Genomic DNA, 25,457 nt, shown 5'->3' on the forward strand with positions numbered 1-25,457 from the left:
CTCACCCTCTTTTTCTATCCATTTCTGTCCAGCACGTTTATCTGCCATCCAAACGGGTATTATAATCGGCAGCGCATTCTCGCATTTCACCTATCATCTTTATATGATTTTCATACTTAAAGAGGATTGGTATCTCATTGACTCACTTTTCTAATTAATCTGTTTATTAGTTGACATGGCAATCTTTGTAACGATAAACTGATGTACTGTGTGTTTCAACATAGAGGGGGATAAGTATGGAAAAGAAGCCGTATATTACGGAAGCGATTATCGGAAATTCAAGTATGCTCGTCTCATTAACAAAGGACGGGCAGGCTCAACGTATCACATGGCCGAATATTGACTTTCCTCAGCATTTAAATTTGTTTTACACAGGCATCCGTGGAATAGAAGGATCCATTAAGACATTTTTTCTGCACGATAATGTATGGAAGCATCAGCAGGCCTACATTAGCGGCACTAATATATTAGAAACGGTTTCAACCCTCGGAGAAGTTGGCTTGAGCATCAGGCAGCTTGACTTTGTTGTCCCCGATCAGGATGTGTACATCCGCCACTTCACATTCCGAAATATCTCTGATTATCCGCAAAATCTTGATTTTGTTGTCTATAGCGATTTCATGATTGATGAGAAACGCCGTTATCAAACGGTTATGTTTGATGAGGCGACCGACAGCTTTGTCCACTACCACCGCGAATATGGATTCGCGATTGGTTCAGACACGCCTGTGAAGAAATATCAGTGCGGAGCTACCTTTAAGGAAACCAATGATGGTTATCTCCCTGGAAAACGCATTGCTAATCGCTCTTCTGCCGGAATTGAATACGGTCCCATTCATATCCCGGCTAACGGGGAGCATTCCATCACGCTTTACATCGCAGCCGGCATGGGAGGCAAAGAAGCCTTAAAGAATTTAAGACAAGCGAAGCACTCTACCTTTGATGAGCTGTACAATCAAACGGTCGAGTATTGGCATCAGTACTTGAAGGAAGCAAATCCAGTTGAGTTTAAAGATGAACGAGGCAAACATTTGTATGAGCGTTCCCTCTTAATGTTCCATCTCATGAATAATAGGAACGGGGGATTCATTGCGGCTCCAGAGGTGGATGAGGAGTATGCCTACTCTGGCGGCTATGCTTATTGCTGGGGAAGAGATGCTGCCTATACGGCAACAGCCTATGCCAGAGCCGGCTACCATGAGCGCGTGCGCCACTTTTTCCGCTTTGCCTGCTCCTTACAGGAGGACAACGGCTCTTGGGAGCACCGCCATTATTTAGATGGCTATTTGGCACCGTCCTGGGGGCTGCAAATTGATGAAACTGGCTCCATCCTTTGGGGGATGCACCAATTCTATTCTCTTACAAAGGATGATTCCTTTATCGAGGAAATGTGGCCGACCGTTGAAAAGGGAGCGGATTTCTTAACTAGATTCATTGATCCTGTCACTCACCTTCCGCTCCCAAGCATGGATATCTGGGAGAAACGGGAGGCTGAGCATTTCTATTCTGCGGCTGCAGTTTATGGCGGGCTGATGGGCGCAGCTGAATTTGCTGCTAAGCAAGGCTTTGCCGATAAAGCACAGCTTTATGTTAAGACAGCCGAGGCCATGAAGAAAACAATCCTGCAAATCGGCTATAATGCGACGAGCGGCTCCTTCTTTCGCGCCTTCCATCTGCGCCTAGATGAGCCAGCTTATCAGAATAAAAAAGCACAGGGCAAGGATGTTGCGATGGAATATGATCGCAAGGGATATCCAGTGTACCGGCAAATCCGTGATGATGTAATCGATATCTGCTTACTTGGCCTTCAGGTTCCCTTCAATATGATTGAGGCCGATGATCCGAAAATGAAGCAGACAGCCGCAACAATTGACAGGCTTTGCCGCTCCAAGATTATCGGAGGAATTGAACGATTCCCTGGAGACATTTATATAAGTGGTGACCCTTGGATTATCGCAACTCTATGGCTGGCCATTTATTATGCACGAATCAATCAGCAGCTTGAGGCGAAGAAGCTTTATAATTGGGTCGTGGACCATGCAACCGAACTTGGCTTGCTAGCTGAACAGATTGATAAGGTAACTGGACGTCCTGCCTGGGTTCTTCCGCTCACCTGGTCCCATGCCATGTTCATTCTTACTGTACTTGAGTTTAAGGAAAGAGGAATTGAAGTATAAAGCCGCATTCTCCGCTTGCCCCTTAAGAGACAGATTTACGCCTGCCTCTTAAGGGGCTTTTTTGTATATGGCTAAATTAATTGATCGCTCATGATAAACGATGTGCGAGGCCCAGCCCGCGACAAGCATGTAAATCCGAATCTCCTCACCTGAATAAAGCAGCTAAATTGATATATTAAAATTAAAAAAATATGACAAGTCACTATATTTGTAATGTTACTTAATTTTTGATAACATCACAATTAAGTAACATTATAGTTAGGAGGTACATCCTTGGAATACGTTGATCCCATAAAGGATATCCGCAAGATTGCTGCCATAAAAAGAATTCTTAAAAAACAGTCCTTGCGTGATTTGCTGTTATTTGTTTTTGGAATAAATACCGGCCTCCGTGTCAGCGAGCTGCTCTCGTTACGGGTGGGTGATATTTGGGAAGATGGGAAATTCAAGGAGTTCCTTTATATTAAGGACGCAAAGACTTCAGAGGAAAGGGCTTTTTACCTTAACCAAAATGTGAGGGATGCCGCAAAGCATTATTTAGATACCTTTGATTTCTCTCCAGATGATTACTTATTTAAATCGAAGAAAAATCAGCAGCCAATTTCCAGACAGCAGGCATACCGGATCATTAACTGTGCGGCGAAGGAAGCGGGTATACCCGGGAAGATTGGAACCCATACGCTGCGGAAGACATTTGGTTATCACGCCTATCGGAAAGGGATTGCCATATCGATTCTCATGAATATTTATCATCACCATAGTCCTGGTGAAACATTACGGTATTTAGGAATCGACAAAAATGAAAAGCTGCCGGTTAAAGTGGATGTAAATCTATAAGGCTAGAACAGACGCTTCATTCTTAAGAAAGAAAAAACCCCCACATAAATTTGTGGAGGTCTCCATCATAAGCTTTCTTTGACATAGTCATCAGTCACAGTCACTTGCAGCGTTTGGTTGTTTTTCATGAATTTAAAGATACCGGTGTTGAAATCAGTGCCGATTTCTTTGAAGAAAATCCCTTCAAATTCACTTTCTTTTGTATGCTCGAAGCTTATCCGATACTGATCGCCTTCTTTTTCGAGGTAGGCGCGCACACCTTTTTCATAAAGGCCGTCTGGGTCATCCTTTAATGCCCGGGCGACGGATACAATATGAAGGTCAACAAATGGAATGTCTCGCAGCAAAGTATTTATAATCGAACCTTTAGCAATCTGTTCCCAGCGGCTTTGCGCTGTTTGACCAAGGATGATCTGTGAAATTTGTTTTTCACGCGCAACATCCGCTATCACTTTTGCGAATGGCCGTTTCTCATTATCTTTCAAAATAAATTCCTCAGCTTCCAATTCCTCGGCGAGCTGACGCCATCTCTCGATACTTTCGGATTTCTCAGCGTCTAGTTCATCAAAAGGACTTGGGTCCACTGTCAAGATGTACAGAGGACAATCCAGCATATTGGCAATTTTACTGCCGCGCTGAATTAAGCGATCACCGTTGGGGCCGTAATAGACACATACAAGGATGCTTTCGTCCATTCGGCTTTTGCATTTTTTCATTAAAAGTTCACCTCTAAATAGATGGTAGGTCATTAGACTATAACGAATATAGCCCATGCAGGTTTTTCAGTCAATTATTATTACATAAAAGAGTTGCAATATTTCAAATATAACAAGGTTTAACGAAATAATTGCCGCTTTTTGTATATCTGTACCATTACTCTATGATGAAGGGAGCGGGAGGACATGATTAATTGGATGATTTTATTACCGTTTATCTTTGCGGTTCTAATACCTTTCCTCCATCGTTTATTCAACAAAAAGCTTCATATCGGCTGGTTTGTTCTTTTTCTTCCAGCTATTATCCTCATCTTCTTATTACAGTATATCCCAATTACTACATCTGGCAACACATTAACCAGCGAAATGAAGTGGCTGCCAGCGTTTGGGCTTAATTTCACGACCTATGTCGATGGATTATCCCTTCTATTCGGTTTGCTGATCACAGGTATCGGCTCGCTCGTCATTCTGTATTCAATTTTCTACCTGTCCAGGCAGCGTGAGGAGCTTCATAACTTTTATGTCTATCTCATGTTGTTTATGGGAGCCATGCTAGGAGTCGTTTTCTCGGACAATGTTATCGTTCTGTACGTGTTCTGGGAGCTGACGAGCATTTCTTCTTTCCTGTTAATTGCCTATTGGTACCAGCGGCGAAAATCGAGAGACGGGGCACAAAAGTCCATGCTGATCACCATTTTCGGCGGTTTATCTATGCTGGCCGGGCTTTTGCTCCTTTCCCTCATCACGGATACGTACAGCATCCGTGAAATGATTTCCAAAGCTGGCTCTTTACCTGAGCATACCCTGTTTTTGCCTGCGATGATCTTAATCTTATTGGGAGCTTTCACGAAATCAGCTCAGTTCCCATTTAGTTTCTGGCTGCCTGATGCGATGGAAGCACCGACACCCATCAGTGCTTATCTGCATTCAGCAACAATGGTTAAAGCCGGTATCTATTTAGTTGCGAGGTTGACACCCGTGTTCGGCGGTCAGGCCGTTTGGTTCTGGACCGTATCCTTAATTGGTATCGTGACCTTATTATACGGATCCTGGAATGCGGTGCGGCAGAGGGATTTGAAGGCTCTGCTCGCTTATTCGACCATCAGTCAGCTCGGCTTGATCATGAGTCTTCTCGGACTCGGATCTGCTGCCATTTATTTTGGCTACGGCGATGAATCGAAGGTATATGCGATAGCCATTATGGCCGCTGTCTTCCATTTAGTTAATCATTCCACCTTCAAAGGAAGTTTGTTCATGGTGGTCGGAATCATTGACCATGAGACAGGTACCCGGAATCTGCAAAGATTGGGCGGGTTAATGAGCCTCATGCCGATTTCCTTTACGATTACGATGATTGGCAGTTTCTCAATGGCAGGTTTACCTCCATTCAATGGATTTTTGAGTAAAGAAATGTTCTTTACCGGTGTGGTGAATGCATCAGGGATGGATATTTTCGGGATGGGAACATTCGGCGTAATCTTCCCGGTTGTCGCTTGGGCAGCAAGTGTCCTGACGTTCGTCTACTGTATGATCATGGTCTTTAAGACGTTCGCGGGAGAACACAAACCGGAAATGCTGTCAAAAGCCACGCATGAACCGCCTATCGGCATGCTGATCCCGCCAGCTTTATTGGCGATGTTCGTCGTGCTAATCTTCTTTTTCCCTAACATATTGGCCAAATACATTTTGGACCCTGCATTCATAGCCATCCTGCCGGACTATGCGGCAGCAGGTGGATTGGGTAAAGAGATTTCTGCATGGCATGGTTTTAACATTGAGTTATGGATGACGATTGGAGTCGTACTATTCGGCTTCTTGCTATACAAACTGCTCCCGAAATGGATCAAGATATTCAGCTGGTACCCGCAAGGTCTAACATTTAACAGCCTATACAACGAGTCACTGCAGTTGATGGAATCACTATCCGCCAAGATAACGAAGAAGTATATGACTGGCTATACACGCGATTACCTCGCTTATATTTTTTCATTCTTCATCTTTATCGTTGGCGGTTCCCTATGGCTGTTCAATGGCTTTGCCTTTGATATGTCCAAAGATTCACCGGTGAGTATTTATGAGGCCGTGATGGTCATTGGCATGGTCATAGCCGCTTTGATTGCGCTCTTTTCCCAGCACAGGCTGACATCCATTATCGCTGTTGGAGCCCTGGGGTATCTTGTGTCCATTCTATTCGTTATTTTCCAGGCGCCGGATTTAGCGCTGACACAATTGGTTGTTGAAACGGTAACGGTCGCTTTATTCCTGCTATGCTTCTATCATTTGCCAGAGCTTCGCAAGGAAATCAGCAAAGTCCGCTTCAAAATAACGAATATGCTGATTTCAGTCGGAGTCGGTTTGACCGTCACCCTTCTGGCCCTTTCAGCCAATGGAACTCGTTTGTTCGACACCATCTCTGGATACTTTGAGGATTCCTATGCGCTTGCCGGGGCGAAAAACATTGTGAACGCGACGTTGGTCGACTTCAGGGGGCTTGATACGATGGTCGAAGTGGCCGTCCTCTGTATTGCTGGATTGGCTGTATTTACATTAATTAAGGTCAATGTTACAGGGAGGGATAGAAAATGAAGCCTAATGATATTTTATTATCGGCTGTCACAAAAGTCGCTGTTCTGATCATCCTCACCTTTTCCATTGATTTGTTCTTCTCTGGGCACCACAATCCTGGAGGAGGATTCATTGGGGGCTTAGGAATATCCAGTGCTCTTGTACTTATGTATTTGACACTTGGAACGGAAACCGTCAATAAACTGATTCCTGTAGACTTTAAAACAGTGGCCGCGATTGGTGTACTGATTGCTGTTCTTACAGGTGCCGGTTCCTTTCTGTTCGACGCTCCCTTTCTTTCTCAAACATTCGGTTATTTTGAGCTTCCTATCCTGGGCAAAACCGAATTAGCCACCGCGCTCATCTTTGATACTGGTGTCGCTTTAGCTGTCATTGGTTCAGCCGTGACAATCATCCTGAGTATAAGCGAGGATCGATAACAATGGAAACAGTCATGTCTATACTTGTAGGAGTCTTCTTCGCAATCGGAACATACATGGTCTTATCTAAAAGCCTGCTAAGAATCATACTCGGCACGTCCGTAATCGGCCATGCCGTCAACCTTCTGATTCTGACAATGGGAGGGTTGAAGACTGGAGGTCCCCCGCTGCTGGGTCTGAAAAATACCTCCTTTACGGATGGGCTGCCGCAGGCACTTATCCTGACCGCAATTGTCATTAACTTTGCTATTACGGGTCTTTTCCTGGTGGTTGCCTATCGTAGTTACCGGGTCTTGGAAACGGATGATATGGATCAATTAAGGGGAAATGAAGATGAATAATCTAGTTGTTCTGCCAATCATTATTCCGCTTATCGCGGGATTGATCTTGGTCATATTCAGAAAAAAATTATATATGCAAAGATTCATTGCCCTATTCGCCATTCTAGCTACCTTCACCGTTGCTGTGATGATGGCTTTAAAAATAAAGGAAGACGGGATACAGGTTCTGCAGGCAGGGGGATGGGCTGCTCCCTATGGAATCAGCCTTGTCGCCGATATGTTTGCGGTCATCCTGTTAATCATAACGGCATTCGTGTCCTTCTGCTGTTTATTTTATGCCTTCTACACAATCGGGAGATTACGAGAGGAAAACTTCTTCTATCCATTGTTCCTGTTCATGATCAGCGGAGTAAACGGATCCTTTTTGACCGGTGACATCTTCAATCTGTTCGTTTTCTTTGAATTGATGCTAATCTCCTCCTATGCGCTGATTACACTCGGCGGGGAGAAAAAGCAGCTCAGGGAATCGATTAAATATATTTTGATTAATGTCATGTCATCCTTCTTCTTCCTCGTGGCTGTTGCCTACCTATACGCTGTAACAGGCACGCTGAATATGGCACATCTATCTGTCCGTGTAGCAGAAGCAGGCCAAAGCGGACTGATGACGACCGTTGCCATTTTACTGCTCATGGTCTTCAGCTTGAAGGCCGGGCTCCTGTTGTTTTACTGGCTGCCTGGTTCCTATAGCGTTCCTCCTACAGCAGTGGCAGCAATCTTTGCAGCTTTACTCACCAAGGTCGGAATTTATGCCATTTTCCGTATGTTTACATTGATCTTTTATCATCAACCGGAAATTACCCACCTGCTGATTGGCATTCTTGGGGCGGCGACGATGCTGCTCGGAGTCATCGGCGCGGTCTCCAGATGGGATATAGAAGGGATTCTGACTTACAATGTAATCATCTCGGTTGGCTTAATCATGGCCGGGCTGGCTGCTTTTACAACAGGCAGTATCACGGGATCGGTTTTTTATCTGGTGCATGACATTAATGTAAAAGCGTTGATTTTCCTAATTGGGGGGACCATTATTTATCTCACCGGCACCGCTAATTTAAAGGAAATCAGCGGTTTGATCCGGACACACCCCTTTCTTGGCTGGATGTTCTTTATCGCATCCTTGGCACTCGCCGGCATTCCGCCGTTCAGCGGTTTCCTCGGAAAGCTGCTGATTACAAAGGGCACCTTTGAAGCCGGAGAATATTGGCTTGGGGCAATTGGATTAATATCAAGCTTGTTGGTACTTTATTCTGTCATGAAAATCTTCATGAACGCCTTCTGGGGTGAAACAAACCTAAGTGAAGACATGGAGAAAGGAACAACAAGGGGAATTATTGTACCGATTACACTTTTAACGGCTGTAACGATCTTTCTCGGATTGGGAGGAGAATCAATCTCAGCCTATATCCAATTGGCCGCTGAAGGCTTAATGAACCCTGACTTATATATCGATGCCGTTTTAGGAGAATAATAGCCAACCGATAAAATAAAACTTTTAAAGTTAAATGTTGATAGTAAAGAATCGTTGATCAACGTTACAGGCGCTTGACTTCGGCAGGAGCAGCAGAAAGTAATCGACTGTAACGAAAATCAATATGTAAGATTAACCTAGCCATAAAAAAGGGGTGGTCCGTTGTGCCCGTTCAAGTTTTACTGAATATATTCATTGGTTTCTTATGGATGCTTTTGCAGGATAAATGGAGTTTCCCTTCGTTCTTTGCCGGGTATCTAGTGGGAATTGTCATTTTGTTTTTCATGCGTCGTTTCTTCAGTACATCCTTCTATTTAGGTACATTTTTCTCCATATTGAAGCTGCTGTATGTATTCCTAAGAGAGCTCGTATCTTCTACCGTGCTTGTCCTTAGACAGGTTACACGCAGAAAAATAGACGTTCAGCCAGGAGTGTTTGCCGTCAAAACAGATTTGAGCGGGGAATGGGAGATACCGCTATTGGCTCTATTATTATCGCTGACGCCAGGCTCGGTCGTGCTTGAGATTTCCCCAGACAATAAGACATTCTTCATTCACGCCATGGATATGGAGGAATCAAAAAAATCAATCATCCAGGCAAAAACGAGCTTTGAAAAGGCGATTAAGGAGGTTACACGATAATGTTTGAAATCGTTTTGACTTTAGCACTGTTCATTCTGACATTATCCATTCTGATTTCCATCTATCGCCTATTTAAAGGCCCATCCATGCCAGACCGGGTTATGGCACTGGATTCAATCGGGATTCACTTAATTTCAGGTGTGGCTATTTTGTCCGTACTATTCAGATCGCACGCTTTCTTGGACATCATATTACTGCTTGGTATCCTTTCTTTCATTGGGACCATTGCATTTGCTAGATTCATAGAAAGGGGTGTTGTCATTGAACGCGGAAATGATCAGTGAGTGGATTGCAGGCGGCTTTATCCTTTTAGGGACAGTCTTAACTCTTCTAAGCGGTGTCGGACTGATTAGGCTTCCAGATGTCTATACACGCTCCCATGCCGCTTCGAAAAGCACAACACTCGGAGTGCTGTTCATTCTTCTAGGAGCATTCATGTTTTTTTGGATCGACGAAGGTTACTTTAGTATCCGGCTGCTTCTTGGAATATTCTTTGTATTTTTGACCGCTCCAGTTGCAGGCCATATCATCTGCCGGGCAGCCTATCGCTCAAACGTAAAGCTTGCCGACCGGACTGTACGCGATGACTTAAAAAAATATATGAAGACTGAATAAGGACATAAAAATAGCCCCATAAAAGGCAAACACAATCTGCCTTTCATGGGGCGTTTTTTATCCGGCTGAATAAGAGCCGTCCGACTTATTTAAGCGGTTATCCTTTTTTTGAATCGGTCTACTTCCCCTTATGGATGCTAACTGTCCTCTTTCCCCAGCTTACTGCAAAAATAAATATTATATACTTCCATAATGGTATGTTCATAGAAACGGAGAAAAGACCCAAATTAGCTGTCTTTTTCTCTCTCTTCTCTCACCATATTGATGCCCACGGGATATATGCCCTTTTTTCACGCCTATTCTAGTTCTAATGACTTGTTCCTTCTAACATATTTCACCTTTCTGGCACATTATGTAGTTCATTAGAATTGTTTCGGCCAATAACCTGTAATCAATGAAACGCAATTAACATGTAATATAGGATAAAAGGCTATAGGTATTTGAATATAAAGGATGTTATTATTATAATATGAATTAGAACTAATTACTTTCTAAATATACTGTTCAGGAAGGAATTTGCAAGATGATTGGTGATCGTGTCAAAAGATTAAGAACGGAAAAGAAATTATCCATGACTGAGCTTGCAGAGAAAGCAGGCGTCGCAAAATCTTATTTGAGTTCATTGGAAAGAAACATACAGACGAATCCTTCCATTCAATTCCTTGAAAAGATTGCATCCGTCCTTAATGTTCCATTGGATGTTCTCTTACACGATACTCCAAAAGACTATCCGCTGGACCAGGATTGGGCGAATCTCGTCAAAGAAGCAATGGAATCAGGTGTTTCTAAGGATCAATTCCGGGAATTCATTGAATTCAATAAATGGAAGCTAAGTAATACCGATAAATAAGACAATAATCGTCAGAAAAAAAAACAGTCACTCGCCAATTCAATGGTGAGTGTTTTTTTATGTCGAAGCTTTGATAGTCTCAGGCATTTGATTCGTTTTTAGAAACTCTCTTATTTCCTCCTTACTTAATCCGAGTTCGCGGGCAGCTAACATCAAGTCTACCCATTCCCCATCTAACTCCAATTTATACATTAGTAACATCGCCTATCCCTTCCCTCCTAAAATACATTTGGTATCTCATGCAGTTCAGCCATCGTGGCAGTTTACACTACTTTAGACCTGAAACTTTGCGTTCTCATTTTTCCATGAGTTTGCCCTTTCAATAATTAGGTACTAATCCAAGTATAAACGGGATGTACCATTTTATTTGCCGTTATTTGTAACTCTCAAACTTGTATCATCAGTCTTTTTTCCTTAAAATTTCTACAAAACATAAGCATTTCCCGTATAAATCTTCCTTAAGTTCAGTTGAAATTGTCAAACTTTCATTCTTATTAGCTAAACTTTTTGATTTATTTTTCGCAATGGCACGAAAAATACTAAACAAATGTTTTCCCACATCGAATAATTCACCTCCCTCTCTGTATAACTTTTTCAAATCTGTATGATTGCCCCCTATCATTTTTAATAATCAAAAAATACTTAAAATTATGTTAAGATAATTGTTAGACAGGAAGGAGGCAGCAAGATGGAATATGACCATATAGGACCTAAGGAAAGCTCTTTGCTTGAAATAACTCAGAAAGATCCAACCAAATGGGCTGAAAAAGAAGCTGACTATGTACTCATTTCCTTAAAAACAAGCTCTGCAGGTTTATCAAATTCAGAAGCTCAAGCAAGATTAAAAATATTTGGGGATAACAAAATGAAAACAAAAAGAACCTTCAATCCCCTTAAATGCTTTCTAGAGAAGCTTGTCGGATTATTAGCCATTATGCTTTGGGTGGCTAGTATTCTTGCGTTTATTTCCGGCACACCCTTGCTCAGCTATGTAATATGGGCCATCATTTTGATTAACGCCATCTTTTCATTCGTTCAAGAAAACCGGGCAGACAAAGCCTTACAGGCATTATCAGAAATGATGCCGAATCGGGTGAAGGTCTATCGGGATGGTGAAGTACGAACGATGGACGCCGACCAATTAGTGCCTGGTGATATCCTGAATCTCTCCGCTGGGGATAAAGTGCCAGCTGACTGCCGAATTATTTCATCTAATCGTTTGATGGTAAATAACTCCATGCTGACAGGTGAATCATTGCCGGTAAACCGGAGCGAGAACATAGAAACCCGTCATATTGACACCGTCAGCGAATGCAGAAATTTAGTATTCGCCGGGACTTCCATTACAGGCGGAGAAGCGAAGGCTGTCGTTTATGGGACAGGCAAACAAACCCAAATCGGGATGATTACCGAAACGACTACCCAAATCAAGCGTGAGAAAAGCACATTGGAGATTCAGATCCAGCGCATCACGAAAATCCTAGCGATATTTGCTGTTACCATCGGAATCTTAGCCTTTTGTGTATCCGTCTTCCTGACAGATATTGAAGTCAATGAGGCTTTAATCTTTGCGATTGGGATGATTGTGGCAAATGTGCCGGAAGGCTTGATGCCAACCGTCAGCCTCTCCTTGGCGTTGAGCGTCCAGCGGATGGCTAAGAAAAATGCATTGGTCAGAAAGCAATCGGCTGTTGAAACCCTTAGTACAACAACGGTCATTTGCACAGATAAGACCGGGACTCTTACACAGAATGCCATTGTCGCGAAGAAGATATGGACACCAGACGGATTAATTGAAATCAGTGGCAACGGGTATGAGAAGGCCGGCAAGCTAAGCGGAGTAAGCGATCGAAATCAGCCAGGACTTAAGCGCTTTTTCACCTCTGCAATTATTTGTTCAGAGACCGTCCTAAAAACAGCCGAGAAAGATTCGAATGAATGGGAATACATAGGCAATCCAACGGAGGCGGCCATTTTAATTGCGGCAGAGAAATATGGCGTAAACGTGGAAGATACGAAAAAACACTTCACCAGGGAAAGCCTTCAGCCCTTCAGCTCCGAAAATAAATATATGACCGTCTTAGCAAAAAATGACTCAGCTGAGACATTCCCTGCCGGTAAATTGATCAACTTTACAAAAGGCGACCCATTAAAGATTACAGGCAAATGCGCCTATATTTATCGAAATGGACAAGCTGTGAGGATGACAGATGCAGACCGCAAAGAGGTTCATGCTGTAAATGATAAAATGGCGAGCGAGGGTTACCGTATCTTGGCCGTTTCTTGTTCAGGACCTGAAGAAGATACACTTATGCTTCTTGGTCTAGCCATTATGTACGACCCGCCGAAAGAAGGCGTGCTTGAAGCGGTGCGTGATTGCTACCGTGCAGGTGTCAAAATCACGGTCGTTACCGGCGATTACAGCAAGACCGCTCTTTCCATTGCGAAGCAGACAGGCATTGTGAAGGATAAGCATGTCATCATTATGGGAGAGGAATTGCGGAGATTAAGCGAGGCAGAGCTGGCTAAGAAAATCGATACGGATGATCCCGTCATTTTTGCACGGACAACACCTCAGGATAAATTGAAAATTGTCACGGCTTATCAAAGTCTCGGACATGTTGTAGCAGCGACTGGCGATGGTATAAATGATGTATTAGCCTTAAAAAAAGCGGATATCGGTATTTCCATGGGCAAAAACGGCTCCGATGCAGCGATTGAATCTTCTGATGTCGTTTTATTAGATGACCACTTTGCAACAATTGTGGAGGCCATTAAAGAAGGCCGGGCTATATATGAGAATATCCGGAAATTCATTGGCTATATATTAGCCTCAAACGTACCGGAGATTATTCCATTCCTTGTAATGGGATTATTCAATGTCCCTCTTGCCCTGCCGGTTCTATTAGTTCTGGCCATTGACCTTGGAACAGATATCCTGCCAGCCATTTCACTTGGTAAAGAATTACCGGATGATGATATTCTCGACCAGCCGCCAAGGAAGAAAAACAGCAATATTCTCGACCGCCCATCATTACTCAGGGCTTATGGCTTCCTTGGAATGATTGAGGCAGCCTGCCTATTCATCGCCTTTTTCTTTGCTTGGGGGTATTTCGGCTATACATTCGAGGAGATTCGTTCCTTTACCAATATCATCACAACGAATACGGCACCGGCTGATGTTATGCATGCCTATAGCTATGCCATCACGCTCGGGTTCGGGGCAGTAATCGCCTGCCAGATTGGGAACCTCCTAGAATCAAGATCAATGAGGAAGCCATTCTATGAATCCTTCCATAAGCCGAATTCCTTGATGATTTGGGGAGTCGTCCTTGAGGTTATTTTATTTTTATTAATTTCATATACGCCATTCTTCCAATACGTCTTTGAAACAGCTGCATTGGAATGGCAACACATCATTCTTCTTCCCATCTTTACCGTTCTCTTCATGCTATGTGAGGAAATTCGTAAATGGCTGGTTAGAAGGACAGCCATTAGCTGATATAGACAGATTGCCTTATGATAAGGCAATCTGTTTTTTTATGCTTCTTTTCCAGAGCGAAGGGCAAATAACTCTTGCTCAGCCTGTATGCTTGAAAGCGGCAAGGTATGAGACTGCCTTATCTTCCTCGCCTCATGCGCTTGTTCACTCGCTTTCTTTAGTCCATTCAGCATTAGCTGAGCCGCAAGAATGGTCAGTGTGAAAAAGGCAATTGGGACGAGGGCAATCCAAGGATCGAAGGCAAGAGAGCGGAAATACGTCCCCACCAAACCTGACCATTCGTAATACATCGACTTTGGTGGACCACCTCCGCTAAAATCGATAAAGGTACCTCCAAAAAAGAGGTCAAGAACCCCTAAATGAGCAAGAACAATTAATACTTGAATGAATTGCTGAATCGATAGCTGCAGTAAATTTTCCTTTAAATGCGGCAGGATATGAACCCTCATCTTATGCCAACCGCCTCCGCCAAGCACTTGGGCGGCTTCCATAAAGTCCTCTCCATATAATCGCTTAATCTCATTCGCCTGAAAGATGGCCAATGTTGGGACAGCATATATCGTTAGAATGAACACCTCAAAAAGGGCCCGCTTCCAAAACGGATTAGCAAATCCATCCATCTGCATGACCAATACATTATGCAGCAAAAAGGCGGCCACAAGCGTGAGTGGAATTAAAGTGAAACTAGAGAATACCTTTTCAAAGAGGCCAATCCACCTTCTCGCATATACACCAAGAAGAGAGCCAATCAAAAGACCAACCACAATACGCAAAACAGCAATGAAAAGAGCAATTCCAATCGTTATCTTTGCCCCTTCAATCATCATATGGAGCAAATCATAGCCTTCTAGGTCTGACCCAAGCGGAAAAACCGTCAGCGGCGGATATGGCGGTGCATCTAGGATATTTCCATTCTCATCTGATATAAATGTTTCCTGGCGGATTTCTCCATCATTCAATAGGGTATTGCCAATGCTCAAAAGTATTAACACACTTAAGAATAAGAAGCCTGTCATAAAGGATTTATTTCTAACGACATATTTAAACACCCTCATCCCTCCTCTTCTCAGGGACAAGCAGCTGAGCCATATCATACACAATCAAAACCGGCACAGCGAGCAGAATCGTACCGATAGCAAAGAACTCCGGTGTAAGATAGCGATATATAAACCCAATAATTCCATTGATGCTAAATAAATATTCAATGATAATCAAGTTCGAAATCATAAACCATAAAACGGTTTTAGAATAATTGATTAAGCTGAATAGGACATTGCGCAAGATGTGATGGTTGAATATATACAGCTCAGTGAATCCCTTTGACGAGGCATATTCAGCATACATCTTCTTCTTTTCCACCAAAAATTGCTGAAGCAGAAATCTCGTCAGCAGCAAGGTTAGCGGAAGCGATAAACATACAAGCGGCAGCATCATACTCTGCCAGGTTCCATAACTCGCTACATCCATAATGAGAATACCGGTACCTTTATATATGAGGACAATCATCCATTGAGAGAACGCAATATAGAATAAATCTGGAAGTGCTTGAAGAAGGGACAAAACCCATTCAATTTTAGACAGATGCCTTCTTCCGAGGAAGAGCGTTATATAGGTGAGCAGAAAAGAAATGAATAGAGAGCCCAAAAGACTGACAGCCATTAGGCTTAACGTAGTCCTATAGGGACCTAGTATTTCTGGAAAGACCATTCTGCCGGTGCCCCCATAGTCCATATCCTGCGGAGAAAGCAGGGCCATAAATACTAACTTGATGCTTTCGACATAATCTGTGAAATGAAAACCAATATCCCTAAATAAGGCAGGCAGGCCGCTTATCAAAATGACCCCCATGACCATTAACCCTATACCTGCAAATGAATGAAGCAGCTGTTTAGCCATTCTTACCCCAAATGAACCACCCCTTTATACACTAATCATAATTTTCAAATTATTTTTTGTCCATAAAGAAAATAGTCATAGAAAAAACAAACCCTGATCATGCATATCATGCGATTGGGCAAAAAAAAGCAGGCAAATCCGAAAACGGATGTTGTCTGCAGTCTGAGAGCACACTAAGTACATTGCCTTAAAAGGATTGATTTTCTCTAATCTATTTTATTAATAATTCATGAACTTCGCTTGCTATTTCTTTAAAATCCTTAAAATCTCTAGGTGCGTCAGTCACTCCAGCACATTGTTTAGCGAATTCATCCCATTCCGCCTCATCAAGTCGATAATATTTCTCCATAATATCAATATAAACAAATAAAGCTTGTTCAACCATGGTTTCAGGTTTCTCATATTCACTTAGCGGTTCTGTTCCCAATCTTTCACAAATCAACCTTTGTAATCTTTCTACATATTTTAAATGTTCGGGATTTACATCAACTTTCTTATAGTTATCCATAATTCACTTCCATCCATTATTCCATATTGCTATTCAATAACAATTATATCTTGATAATATCCATAAGCAATATCCTAAATAAATTATGATTTTTTCAGATTATCCACCTATATTCTTCTTTTCTAAACAAAGAGGCATCTCCTCGTCGAGATGCCTCTTTGTTTAGATTATACTGGCTGTTTGATTCGATTCATTAGAATATCAGCGAACTTCTCACACTTTTCCCAATCGCCCTCCTGCGGGGAAAGTTCCACCTTGAGTGTTGCGGCAAGATTGGTGTGGACATAAAGCATGTCCCTGAATTCATCGACCGCTCCGCAGAAGTTCGGATAGAAGCTGTCGCCTGTTCCGAACACACCTGTCGTCAGATGGCTGGCCTCCTCCCGCTCTATCCATTGATATAACGACATCATCTCAAGGGGAATCTCTCCGTCTCCCCACGTATAGGTGCCAATGATAATCGCCTCATATTCATGCAGCTGGCTTAGTGGAAAACGATTAATCGTAAACAAATCTGTATGAATGCGCCGAGAAAAGTGAGTCCGCAATTCAAGTGCAAGCTCCTCTGTGTTCCCTGTTTTCGACGTATAGATAATAGCAGCCTTCATTAGAGCTCATCAAATCCATTTGACTGAGTAACCTTCGTATAGGTACGTGATTTCTGCTCAAAGAAATCAGACTTCGTTTCATTAATCATCTCATCGCTGAATACATGAATCCATGGCATTGGGTTATTGCGTTCCGGATAAAGATTTTTAAGTCCCAGCTGGCGGAAGCGCTTGTTAGCCAAGTACTCCACATAGTTCTCGAACTCATCCAGGTCAATGCCCTCAATATCCTTCAGAATGAAACGGGACCACTCCTTCTCAAGCTCAACCGCCTCTCCAATCGTGCGGTAAATATATTCAATATTCTCATCTGTATTCAACTCCGGATTTTCCGTCAGCAAAATACGGATGAATTGGGAGATGAAATAAGCATGCTGCATTTCATCACGCTGGATATAGCTGATCATCGTACTCGTCTTCAGCATTCTTTGGTGGCGTGCTAGATGATAGAAGAAAGCAAAACCAGCGTAGAAATAAATTCCCTCCAGATTAATTGAGTTGACCGCAAGCTTAAACAGATGCAGCGGTGTCGGCTCATTGCGGAACTGCTCATACGCATCCAAAATCAGCTTATTACGCTTTTGTACAATTGGGTCATCTTTCGCTTCATTGAAGCGTTTGTTTTGCTCCTGCAGCGGCACAAGCGAGCTGAGGATATAGGAGTACGATTCATTATGAACCGCCTCCTGCTGGGAAATGACCGCGAAGATAGCCTTGAAGCTCGAGTCTGTGACATAGTCCATGACCTGACTCATCGTCGGTGTCTGCAAGCTGTCAAGGGAAGCCAACTGGGTATTAATACGGAGAAACACATCCTTCTCCGTCTCACTCAAGGAATCCCATTGCTTAATATCATCCTGCATATTAATCTCCTGTGCCTTCCAGAAGTTAGAGAGCAGGGTTTGATACAGGTCATACATTTGCGGATAGGCAATATCATTCCAGTTCAATAGACCGGATGTTTTTCCATTAATGATGCCAGTTGATTTATTCGGATATTCCGGGTTTAATAGTTTAATTTTATTCAGCGTTTCGTTCACCATCAGTCTCTCTCCTTTTAGCTATGGCAGGATTCACATTCTTCTATTTCTGCCTGTGACGTGCTTCTTACATAATAAGTGGTTTTCAAGCCGTTCTTCCAAGCCTCCAGATGGAGGTTCAATAGCTCCTTCGCCTTAATATCATGCTTCACATACAGGTTAAAGCTGATGCCCTGGTCGATATGACGCCCGCGAGCGGCATTCTGCCTGATGCTCCACACCTGGCTTAATTGATGTCTGCTCTTCTTGTAATACTCATAGGTTCGGTGATTAATATCAGGAGCTGTCACCTTGAATTTAAAGTTCTTCTTCTCCTCTGCATACTCAACCGCATAGATTGGGTCGATTCCATCTGTTGACCCGCCGATTTTGGCTGTTGAGGAGTTTGGAGCTACCGCCATGAGCCAGCCATTGCGCATTCCTTTATCTCGGATGTCTGCCTGAAGCTCACTCCAGCGCTGTGTCGCATATCCTTTTCGTTCGAAATAACGGCCGGTCTCCCATTCCGAACCGCTGAACCTACTGTATGCTCCCTTCTCCTCCGCTAGTTCCATAGAGGATTGAATGGTGTAATACGCAATATCCTCATACAGACGGTCAGCAAAGTCGACAGCCTCCTCTGATTCCCAATAAATGCCCTCTAAGGCTAATAGATGATGCCACCCGAATGTACCAAGCCCTATCGCCCGGTACTTCTTATTCGTTTTCTCTGCCTGTCCGACACTGATAGTATTCAAGTCAATGACATTATCCAGCATCCGGACCTGAATACGAATCAAGCGCTCCAGTACATTGGCTGGAACCGCCTTTGCCAGGTTGATAGAGGATAGATTACAAACAACGAAATCACCAGGCTTACGGACGATGACCAAATTCCCTTCCTCATCCTCATATTCCTTCACAATCGTTGTTGCCGACATATTTTGCGCAATTTCTGTACATAGATTGCTGCAATAAATAGATGTACGGCCTTTCCCGTTCACATGCTTGTTCGGATTCTGGCGATTAACTTCATCACGGTAGAAAATATACGGTGTGCCTGTCTCCAGCTGGGAGATCATCACGCGTGCCATAATATCCATTGCACGATACGTTCTGCGCGGAAGGAGCGGATGATTAACGGCTTCCATATACTTCTCCGTAAAGTATTTCTCATCGTTCTCATCATAGAAGTCCTCAAGGCCAAGCAGATTGCCGTTCTCGTCCTTCCAGCCCATGATGCTCTTTACCTCATGCGGGCAGAATGTGTGCCATTCCCCGATGCTGCGCCCGTTCTCGTCCACCTTTTCAAGCTGCTCCATGAATAAATCGGGAATACATACCCCTGTGAATATGTCATGAGCTTTGCGGCGCTCATCCCCATTATTCGTTTTCAAATCAAGGAACCCATTCATGATGTCTTTATGGAATACATCCAAGTAAACAGCAATTGCGCCCTGCCTTTGCCCGAGCTGGTCGACACTGACCGCCGTATCATTGATTAGGCGAATCCATGGCACGACCCCGGAGGAGTTGCCCTTGAATTTCTTAATATCAGAGCCTAGCGCCCGAAGCTTGCCGTAATAGATGCCGACACCGCCGCCATCCTTTGACAGACGGGCTGTATCCCAGTTGTTCAAATAAATGCCGTCTAAAGAATCCTCAACTGTGTCAATGAAGCAGGAGGACAGCTGGCCAAAGCTCTTGCCGGCATTCGCAAGCGTTGGTGTCGCAACGGTCATGTACAAATGACTGAGTGCCCAATAAGCTTCTTTGACAAGGCTCATTCGAACGTCAGGCTTTTCATTTTTCATCAATTGCAGGGCAATCACCAAGAAACGCTCCTGCGGCAATTCATAGAGACGGCGCTCATGATCTCTTGCTAAATAACGGTCCGCAAGCAAGAACAAGCCTATGTAGTTGAAGATATAATCCCTTTCAGGCATGATTTCCGCTGCTGCCTCGTCCAATTCACTTCTCGAATAGGCCTGAGTAAGCTCCGCTGAATAAATGCCCTTCTCGACAAGCGTCTGAACCAACTCAGAGAAGGAGCCGTATTTAAGGTCCTCCTTATACCCGCGGTTCTCCGCTGCCTCCGCATACAGCTTTTGCAAATAAAGCCGGGCTGCGAGGAACGTCCAGTCAGGTGCATCCATCGCAATCTTATTGAGCGCATAATGAAGAGCTGTCTCAATTGCCTCAGACTCCTTGCCGCGGGCCATCATCTCCATCAGCTCATCGATATTCAGCTTATACTCCTGGGCGGTCTCTTCAATCAATCTTTCCGTCTTCCTTAACCGTTCCATAATCAATGCATCCATCTCCCTTTATCTATGAAATTATCTCCGAAGGCAAAAAAATAACCCGCTCTATGAGTAGAGCGGGTGAAAAGATAACAAGGAACAGCACATATATCGAATATGAGCCCTCAAATGCCATCATTTCCTTCCTCACTCCCCGGAGAAAATTGAAATTCAAAAAATAAGACAGGTCTCCTGACTTGTGCGTCACCCTCACCAAACCCTTCCCGTATCATCACCTCCAAAAGGAGACAACCCGATACAGTGGACTATGTTTAGTTCGTCAGCACTTACAGTTGCGGGGGCAGTATCGAACTCTCATCGATTTCCCTATTAAGCGTCTATACGCATCTTATTCCCTAGCTAATACTATATATTGATTTCATCGTTAAATAATCGACCATATATGGTGTTTCTATCATATCGAATATCGGTCCCTATTACAAGGAATTAATTTTTCCTACCCAAGAAAAAAGACACCCACTGTACACGAAAAAGTACAGGGAGCGTCCTTATTATCGGTTAATATTGTCTCATCTTAATAAAGCTTCTCAATTGCTTGGCAGCACTGACCATATGGCGGAGCGAGGCAACCGTTTCCTCCTCCCTCCTTGTCTTCAGCCCGCAATCAGGATTAACCCAGAATTGACTTAGTTCAAGCACCTCGAGGCTATCCTGCATAATTTCAAGCATTTCCTCTGTAGATGGAATACGCGGGCTATGAATATCATACACCCCTAATCCGATTCCCTTTTCATAGGGCGTATGCTGTAAAGATTGAATGAATTCACCATGGCTTCTTGATGTCTCAATGGAGATTACATCAACATCGAGCGCTTCAATCGGCTTCACAAAATCATGGAAATCACAGTAGCACATATGTGTATGGATTTGCGTTTCATCTTGGACACCTGATGTTGCAAGGCGGAAGGATGGGATTGCCCATGTCAGGTATTCCTGCCAATCCACCATTCGAAGGGGCAGTCCTTCTCTTAAAGCCGGTTCGTCCACCTGAATAATGGTAATTCCGGCTTGCTCAAGGCAGTCGATTTCCTTACGAAGGGCAAGGGCAAGCTGATTAGCAACATCCTTGCGCGGGATATCATCTCGGACAAAGGACCAGTTTAAGATAGTCACAGGACCAGTCAGCATTCCCTTCACCGGCTTCTCGGTCATCGCTTGCGCAGCAGCCGTCTCCTTCAAGGTCATCGGCTCAAGCCACTTCACGTCTCCATAAATGATAGGCGGCTTCACGCAGCGAGACCCATAAGAGACCACCCATGCCTTTTCACTCAAGGCAAAGCCATCAAGCTTCTCTCCGAAATATTCAACCATATCTGTCCGTTCAAACTCTCCGTGCACAAGCACATCAAGTTCCAAATCCTCTTGTATGCGAATCCACCGCTCGGTCTCACGTGCAATAAACGCTTCATAGGATTCATCGGAAATGATCTTATTTCGCCAAGCCTTACGCGTTTCCTTCACTTCCTTTGACTGCGGGAAGCTGCCAATGGTTGTCGTCGGGAAAATCGGCAGGTTAAGCTTCTGCGCTTGAATATCTCGGCGAACAGGATAGGGTGAAGATCGTTTAAAGTCCTCTGATTCAAGAGTCACCCCTGTGACAGCCGGCTGCACCGCTCTCCTATTTCCGCCAAGAACTATCCCTGGCTTCTCAAAGTACGTAACAAGCTGATCAATTTCCTTGATTTTCTCATCAGCAAATGCGAGCAGCCCTTTAATATTCCCGTCCATTTTCTGCTCCATCGAAGCGGATACCGGTACATGCTGCAAACTGCAGGAAGGCTGGACCCATACTTCCGCAGCTTTGAATACTTCAAGGATGGACTGGATCAATTCGGCCTTCTCCACCAAATCAGCCTTCCATATATTGCGCCCATCCACAATACCGATGGCAAGCACCTTTTCAGCGGGGAACCCAAATTGCTTCATGGAGGTCATATTTTGCAGATAGCCGGAAACAAAATCAAGACCAATTCCATCTACAGGGAGATGAATCAACTCCTCATAGACTGATAAACCTTCAAAGTATGTTTGCAGCATAATGTTTCCCGCTGTTTTTTCAGCAGCCAGCTTCTCATAAATCGATTTCACGAAGGCTACTTCCTCTTCATCCAATGTCAGCACCAAGGCTGGCTCCTCAAGCTGCACCCATTCAGCACCCTCCTTAATCAGCTCTGCAATCACCTGGCTGTACAGCGGAATAAGCTGTTCTGCCAATGCCTCCCAATCATCATAGCCCTTTGCAAGTTTGATGAAGGTATACGGCCCAATCATCGTCGGTTTCGTCACAACGCCAAGCTCATCTCTCGCCTCCTTGAACCAATCAAGTAGACGATTGTTCGTTATGTAAAGTTCCTGGCCATCATATTCAGGAACAATATAGTGATAATTTGTGTTGAACCATTTCGTCATTTCACAAGCAACGGCCCCTTTTTCTCCCCTTGCCATGGCATAATAAAGGGAGAGATTCGATAATCTGCTTACATCAGAATAACGGGCTGGAATCATCCCAAACATAAACGCCGTATCGAGCATCCGGTCATACAGCGTGAAATCTCCAACAGTCATGACATCGATTCCAAGCTCCATCTGCCTCTTCAGCCTGGATAAGCGTATTTGCTTCAGCTGATCAAGAAACGTTTCCTCTGATACCTCTCCCCTCCAAAAAGCCTCTAAGCATCTCTTCCATTCCCGATCCTCACCAATATACGGATAACCGATGACTGTGCGTGTCCATTTCATCCTACGAGCTCCTCCCCTTGTATCGTTTTTCAGAAAACATCAAAAGCCCTCTCCCTCCTGGAAGATGGCTGTTAATTGTTCGCAGCATAAAGAAAGGCAAGCATGCCCTAATCCCTATGATTCGTACAGTGTCCGAAACAATCCGGCACGCTTCACCTCCTATTTCCACGTAGGTATTGGTGTGTACTGGAATTGGCAGGTCTCCTGGCTCATCATCAACGCACTTTAATCGCACCTTCCCGCTCAAGTGGCAGTGGTTTTTTGCGATATACTCCGATTTACAGTTGCGGGACAGCGACGGACTTTCACCGTACTTCCCTTTTAAGCCAAACTATTCGTTTGGCACCAATTCTTACACGCTATTCGATTGTGAAATAACAATATAAAGAGACTATACCATAAAAAGGAATTGATTGTTATCTATTTTTTGAATAATCAAAAATAAAGCGTGATACCAAACAGAAGGATTATTGCTCCTATGAAAGGATTCATTTATTATGACACCATATTTATTTTCAGAAAAAGTGCTTATACTAATGTACAAAGCACCTTCACCTGAGCTTAGAGGAGCGTAATCGATTGAATCAACCAATACCGAATCAACATATAAAGCCAGCCCTCATTATGGCCGCTCTGCTTTTATCGGCCTTTACAGGGTTATTGAACGAAACAGCCTTAAATATGGCTTACACAGAAATCATGGCTGATTTCCAAATCTCAACAGCCACCGCACAGTGGCTCACAACAGGATTCTTGCTCGTTATGGGGATTCTTGTCCCTCTATCAGCCTATTTAAATCAAACATATACGACAAGGCAGCTATACATAACCGCCCTCTCCTTGCTTTCACTCGGGACGTTTGTTGCCGCTCTGGCACCAGCCTTCAGTCTGCTTTTGCTTGCTCGTATCATTCAAGCAAGCGGACTCGGAATCTTAATGCCGCTCATGATTAATATTCTCCTATTGATTTTCCCCCCTAAAAGACGTGGGACTGTCATGGGCATTATGAGCCTGGTCATCCTTTGTGGTCCAGCATTCGGGCCGAGCTTTTCCGGGTTTATTACTGAATATTTCACCTGGCATTATATTTTCTGGACAACCTTGCCGATCTTTCTCCTCCTGCTCGCATTCGGCTGGAAGGTCGTGCAAAACGTCACAGTACCAAGGAAACTGAAATTTGATATCCCGTCCTTCCTGCTTTCAAGCCTAGGATTCGGCGGGATCGTCTTCGGCTTCAGCATGGCCGGCGAGGGCAGCGGAGAATTTGTCAGTACAGAGGTCATCCTGCCTATCTTGATTGGTTTCACTGCCCTTATCATCTTCTCCAAACGTCAATTCAAGATTGAGCAGCCTCTCTTGAACCTGCGCGTATTGAAATATCCTATGTATGTATTCGGCCTTTTCGCAGTCTTCGTCGGCCATATGATTATCATGTCTCAGGCCATCCTGCTGCCGATGTTTCTCAAAACAGGACTAGCAATAACGGGATTGATTGCCGGGCTCATCTTACTTCCAGCTGAAGCTTGTAATGGTATCATGTCTGTCGTCATCGGCCGTCTCATGGATAAATATGGACCAAAATGGCTCGTTATTCCGGGATTTGCGCTGCTCATTGTGACAACATTTTTATTTTCAGGTATTTCCCGTGATATCTCGATTGCCGCTTTCATCCTGCTCCATATTGGCTTAATCATCGGTGTCACCATGATCAGCAGTCCATCGCAGACGAACGGCCTAAATCAGCTGCCGCGCAAATATTATCCCGATGGAACCGCCATCGTAAATACCCTCATGCAAATAGCCGGCGCACTCGGCACCGCCGTTTCTGTCAGCCTGCTCACAAAAGGCCAGCACAACTACATGATAAGCGGTGAAGCCGCGGGTGAGAACATCGTCGCCGAAGCCTTGATTGCCGGTGTGCAATATGCCTTCAGTTTCCTTGTCGTCATCACCATTATAGGCTTCGTTGCCTCCCTCTTCATTAAAAGAGTGAACGTTTAGGCCAGGCGGATTGCCTGGCTTTTTGTTTGCTTTCTGACAGATTTCCAGCTGAAAGGAGATGATTTCTTTCTTGCATAAACACCCCCAACTTGTCCATTTTGACTCTTTCTGCTGTAATTAGCCTTCTTTTTCTTTCGCGCGTTTTAAGGGCGAAATCATTTCATTTATGGGCGAAATCTAAGCTTTATGAGCGATAATCCGATAGTA

22 protein-coding genes and 3 riboswitches are annotated in these 25,457 nt (G+C 43.9%); of the genes, 12 read left to right on the forward strand and 10 right to left on the reverse strand.

Annotated elements, in window-relative coordinates:
• Window positions 1-236 precede the first annotated feature (236 nt).
• Entirely contained in the window at window positions 237-2,177 is a 1,941-nt protein-coding gene (locus ACI35L_RS06645) for a glycoside hydrolase family 15 protein (RefSeq protein WP_439802502.1), read from the forward strand.
• A 273-nt stretch (window positions 2,178-2,450) separates the two neighbouring features.
• A complete protein-coding gene (locus tag ACI35L_RS06650) occupies window positions 2,451-3,014 on the forward strand; it encodes a site-specific integrase (RefSeq protein WP_049669470.1) in 564 nt (187 codons plus the stop codon).
• Between the two features lie 65 nt (window positions 3,015-3,079).
• On the opposite strand, the gene ACI35L_RS06655 is transcribed toward ACI35L_RS06650, so the two are convergent.
• Complete coding sequence (locus tag ACI35L_RS06655; protein ID WP_049669469.1) at window positions 3,080-3,730, reverse strand: universal stress protein; 651 nt, start codon at window positions 3,728-3,730, stop codon at window positions 3,080-3,082.
• Between the two features lie 186 nt (window positions 3,731-3,916).
• On the opposite strand from ACI35L_RS06655, the gene ACI35L_RS06660 reads away from it, so the two are divergent.
• The 8 genes from ACI35L_RS06660 (at window position 3,917) to ACI35L_RS06695 (ending at window position 10,653) form a co-directional block, all read left to right on the forward strand.
• Window positions 3,917-6,316: a Na+/H+ antiporter subunit A gene (locus ACI35L_RS06660; protein ID WP_439802503.1), complete on the forward strand. Its 2,400-nt coding sequence runs from the start codon at window positions 3,917-3,919 to the stop codon at window positions 6,314-6,316.
• Complete coding sequence (locus tag ACI35L_RS06665; RefSeq protein ID WP_049669468.1) at window positions 6,313-6,735, forward strand: Na(+)/H(+) antiporter subunit B; 423 nt, start codon at window positions 6,313-6,315, stop codon at window positions 6,733-6,735. Before ACI35L_RS06660 ends, ACI35L_RS06665 begins: the two co-directional genes overlap by 4 nt.
• A gap of 2 nt (window positions 6,736-6,737) precedes the next feature.
• Complete coding sequence (locus tag ACI35L_RS06670) at window positions 6,738-7,076, forward strand: Na(+)/H(+) antiporter subunit C (RefSeq protein ID WP_049669467.1); 339 nt, start codon at window positions 6,738-6,740, stop codon at window positions 7,074-7,076.
• Window positions 7,069-8,547 (forward strand): Na+/H+ antiporter subunit D, encoded by a 1,479-nt coding sequence (locus tag ACI35L_RS06675; RefSeq protein WP_049669466.1) that lies wholly within the window; start codon window positions 7,069-7,071, stop codon window positions 8,545-8,547. The genes ACI35L_RS06670 and ACI35L_RS06675 overlap by 8 nt, the downstream gene beginning before the upstream one ends.
• 164 nt (window positions 8,548-8,711) lie before the next feature.
• Entirely contained in the window at window positions 8,712-9,188 is a 477-nt protein-coding gene (locus ACI35L_RS06680; RefSeq protein WP_049669465.1) for a Na+/H+ antiporter subunit E, read from the forward strand.
• A complete protein-coding gene (locus tag ACI35L_RS06685) occupies window positions 9,188-9,472 on the forward strand; it encodes a Na(+)/H(+) antiporter subunit F1 (protein WP_049669464.1) in 285 nt (94 codons plus the stop codon). The genes ACI35L_RS06680 and ACI35L_RS06685 overlap by 1 nt, the downstream gene beginning before the upstream one ends.
• On the forward strand, window positions 9,450-9,803 hold the full coding sequence (gene mnhG, locus ACI35L_RS06690) for a monovalent cation/H(+) antiporter subunit G (protein WP_439802504.1): 354 nt from the start codon (window positions 9,450-9,452) through the stop codon (window positions 9,801-9,803). Before ACI35L_RS06685 ends, mnhG begins: the two co-directional genes overlap by 23 nt.
• A gap of 523 nt (window positions 9,804-10,326) precedes the next feature.
• The gene (locus tag ACI35L_RS06695; RefSeq protein WP_049669462.1) at window positions 10,327-10,653 is read left to right on the forward strand and encodes a helix-turn-helix domain-containing protein; all 327 of its coding nucleotides are present in this window, start codon (window positions 10,327-10,329) and stop codon (window positions 10,651-10,653) included.
• Between the two features lie 57 nt (window positions 10,654-10,710).
• Here the strand turns inward: ACI35L_RS06695 and ACI35L_RS06700 are convergent, their stop codons facing one another.
• Entirely contained in the window at window positions 10,711-10,845 is a 135-nt protein-coding gene (locus tag ACI35L_RS06700; RefSeq protein ID WP_156185532.1) for an anti-repressor SinI family protein, read from the reverse strand.
• Between the two features lie 45 nt (window positions 10,846-10,890).
• Window positions 10,891-10,979: riboswitch (cyclic di-GMP riboswitch) on the reverse strand.
• A 74-nt stretch (window positions 10,980-11,053) separates the two neighbouring features.
• The gene (locus ACI35L_RS06705) at window positions 11,054-11,251 is read right to left on the reverse strand and encodes a hypothetical protein (RefSeq protein ID WP_049669461.1); all 198 of its coding nucleotides are present in this window, start codon (window positions 11,249-11,251) and stop codon (window positions 11,054-11,056) included.
• 90 nt (window positions 11,252-11,341) lie between these two features.
• On the opposite strand from ACI35L_RS06705, the gene ACI35L_RS06710 reads away from it, so the two are divergent.
• Window positions 11,342-14,155 (forward strand): cation-translocating P-type ATPase, encoded by a 2,814-nt coding sequence (locus ACI35L_RS06710; protein ID WP_049669460.1) that lies wholly within the window; start codon window positions 11,342-11,344, stop codon window positions 14,153-14,155.
• Between the two features lie 38 nt (window positions 14,156-14,193).
• Here ACI35L_RS06710 and ACI35L_RS06715 read toward each other — a convergent pair whose 3' ends face one another.
• The 7 genes from ACI35L_RS06715 to metE form a co-directional block, all read right to left on the reverse strand.
• Window positions 14,194-15,204, reverse strand: coding sequence for an ABC transporter permease (locus ACI35L_RS06715; protein WP_049669459.1), 1,011 nt, complete (start codon window positions 15,202-15,204; stop codon window positions 14,194-14,196).
• Window positions 15,197-16,051, reverse strand: a complete 855-nt coding sequence (locus ACI35L_RS06720; RefSeq protein WP_439802505.1) for an ABC transporter permease subunit — start codon at window positions 16,049-16,051, stop codon at window positions 15,197-15,199. The genes ACI35L_RS06715 and ACI35L_RS06720 overlap by 8 nt, the downstream gene beginning before the upstream one ends.
• Window positions 16,052-16,262: 211 nt before the next feature.
• Window positions 16,263-16,559 carry a hypothetical protein gene (locus ACI35L_RS06725; RefSeq protein ID WP_049669457.1) on the reverse strand — a complete coding sequence of 99 codons (297 nt, stop codon included), beginning with the start codon at window positions 16,557-16,559 and terminating at the stop codon, window positions 16,263-16,265.
• A 167-nt stretch (window positions 16,560-16,726) separates the two neighbouring features.
• Complete coding sequence (locus tag ACI35L_RS06730) at window positions 16,727-17,167, reverse strand: flavodoxin domain-containing protein (protein WP_049669456.1); 441 nt, start codon at window positions 17,165-17,167, stop codon at window positions 16,727-16,729.
• Entirely contained in the window at window positions 17,167-18,210 is a 1,044-nt protein-coding gene (locus ACI35L_RS06735) for a ribonucleotide-diphosphate reductase subunit beta (RefSeq protein WP_439802506.1), read from the reverse strand. The genes ACI35L_RS06730 and ACI35L_RS06735 overlap by 1 nt, the downstream gene beginning before the upstream one ends.
• A gap of 14 nt (window positions 18,211-18,224) precedes the next feature.
• Window positions 18,225-20,492 (reverse strand): ribonucleoside-diphosphate reductase subunit alpha, encoded by a 2,268-nt coding sequence (locus tag ACI35L_RS06740; protein ID WP_269431769.1) that lies wholly within the window; start codon window positions 20,490-20,492, stop codon window positions 18,225-18,227.
• 162 nt (window positions 20,493-20,654) lie between these two features.
• A riboswitch (cobalamin riboswitch) is annotated at window positions 20,655-20,856 on the reverse strand.
• 152 nt (window positions 20,857-21,008) lie between these two features.
• Complete coding sequence (gene metE / locus ACI35L_RS06745) at window positions 21,009-23,249, reverse strand: 5-methyltetrahydropteroyltriglutamate--homocysteine S-methyltransferase (RefSeq protein ID WP_439802507.1); 2,241 nt, start codon at window positions 23,247-23,249, stop codon at window positions 21,009-21,011.
• 177 nt (window positions 23,250-23,426) lie between these two features.
• A riboswitch (cobalamin riboswitch) is annotated at window positions 23,427-23,614 on the reverse strand.
• A 259-nt stretch (window positions 23,615-23,873) separates the two neighbouring features.
• Here metE and ACI35L_RS06750 point away from each other — a divergent pair.
• Window positions 23,874-25,250 carry a DHA2 family efflux MFS transporter permease subunit gene (locus tag ACI35L_RS06750; protein ID WP_439802511.1) on the forward strand — a complete coding sequence of 459 codons (1,377 nt, stop codon included), beginning with the start codon at window positions 23,874-23,876 and terminating at the stop codon, window positions 25,248-25,250.
• Window positions 25,251-25,457: the final 207 nt, after the last annotated feature.

The organism is Pradoshia sp. (genome assembly GCF_051873915.1).
Taxonomy (GTDB): domain Bacteria; phylum Bacillota; class Bacilli; order Bacillales; family Pradoshiaceae; genus Pradoshia.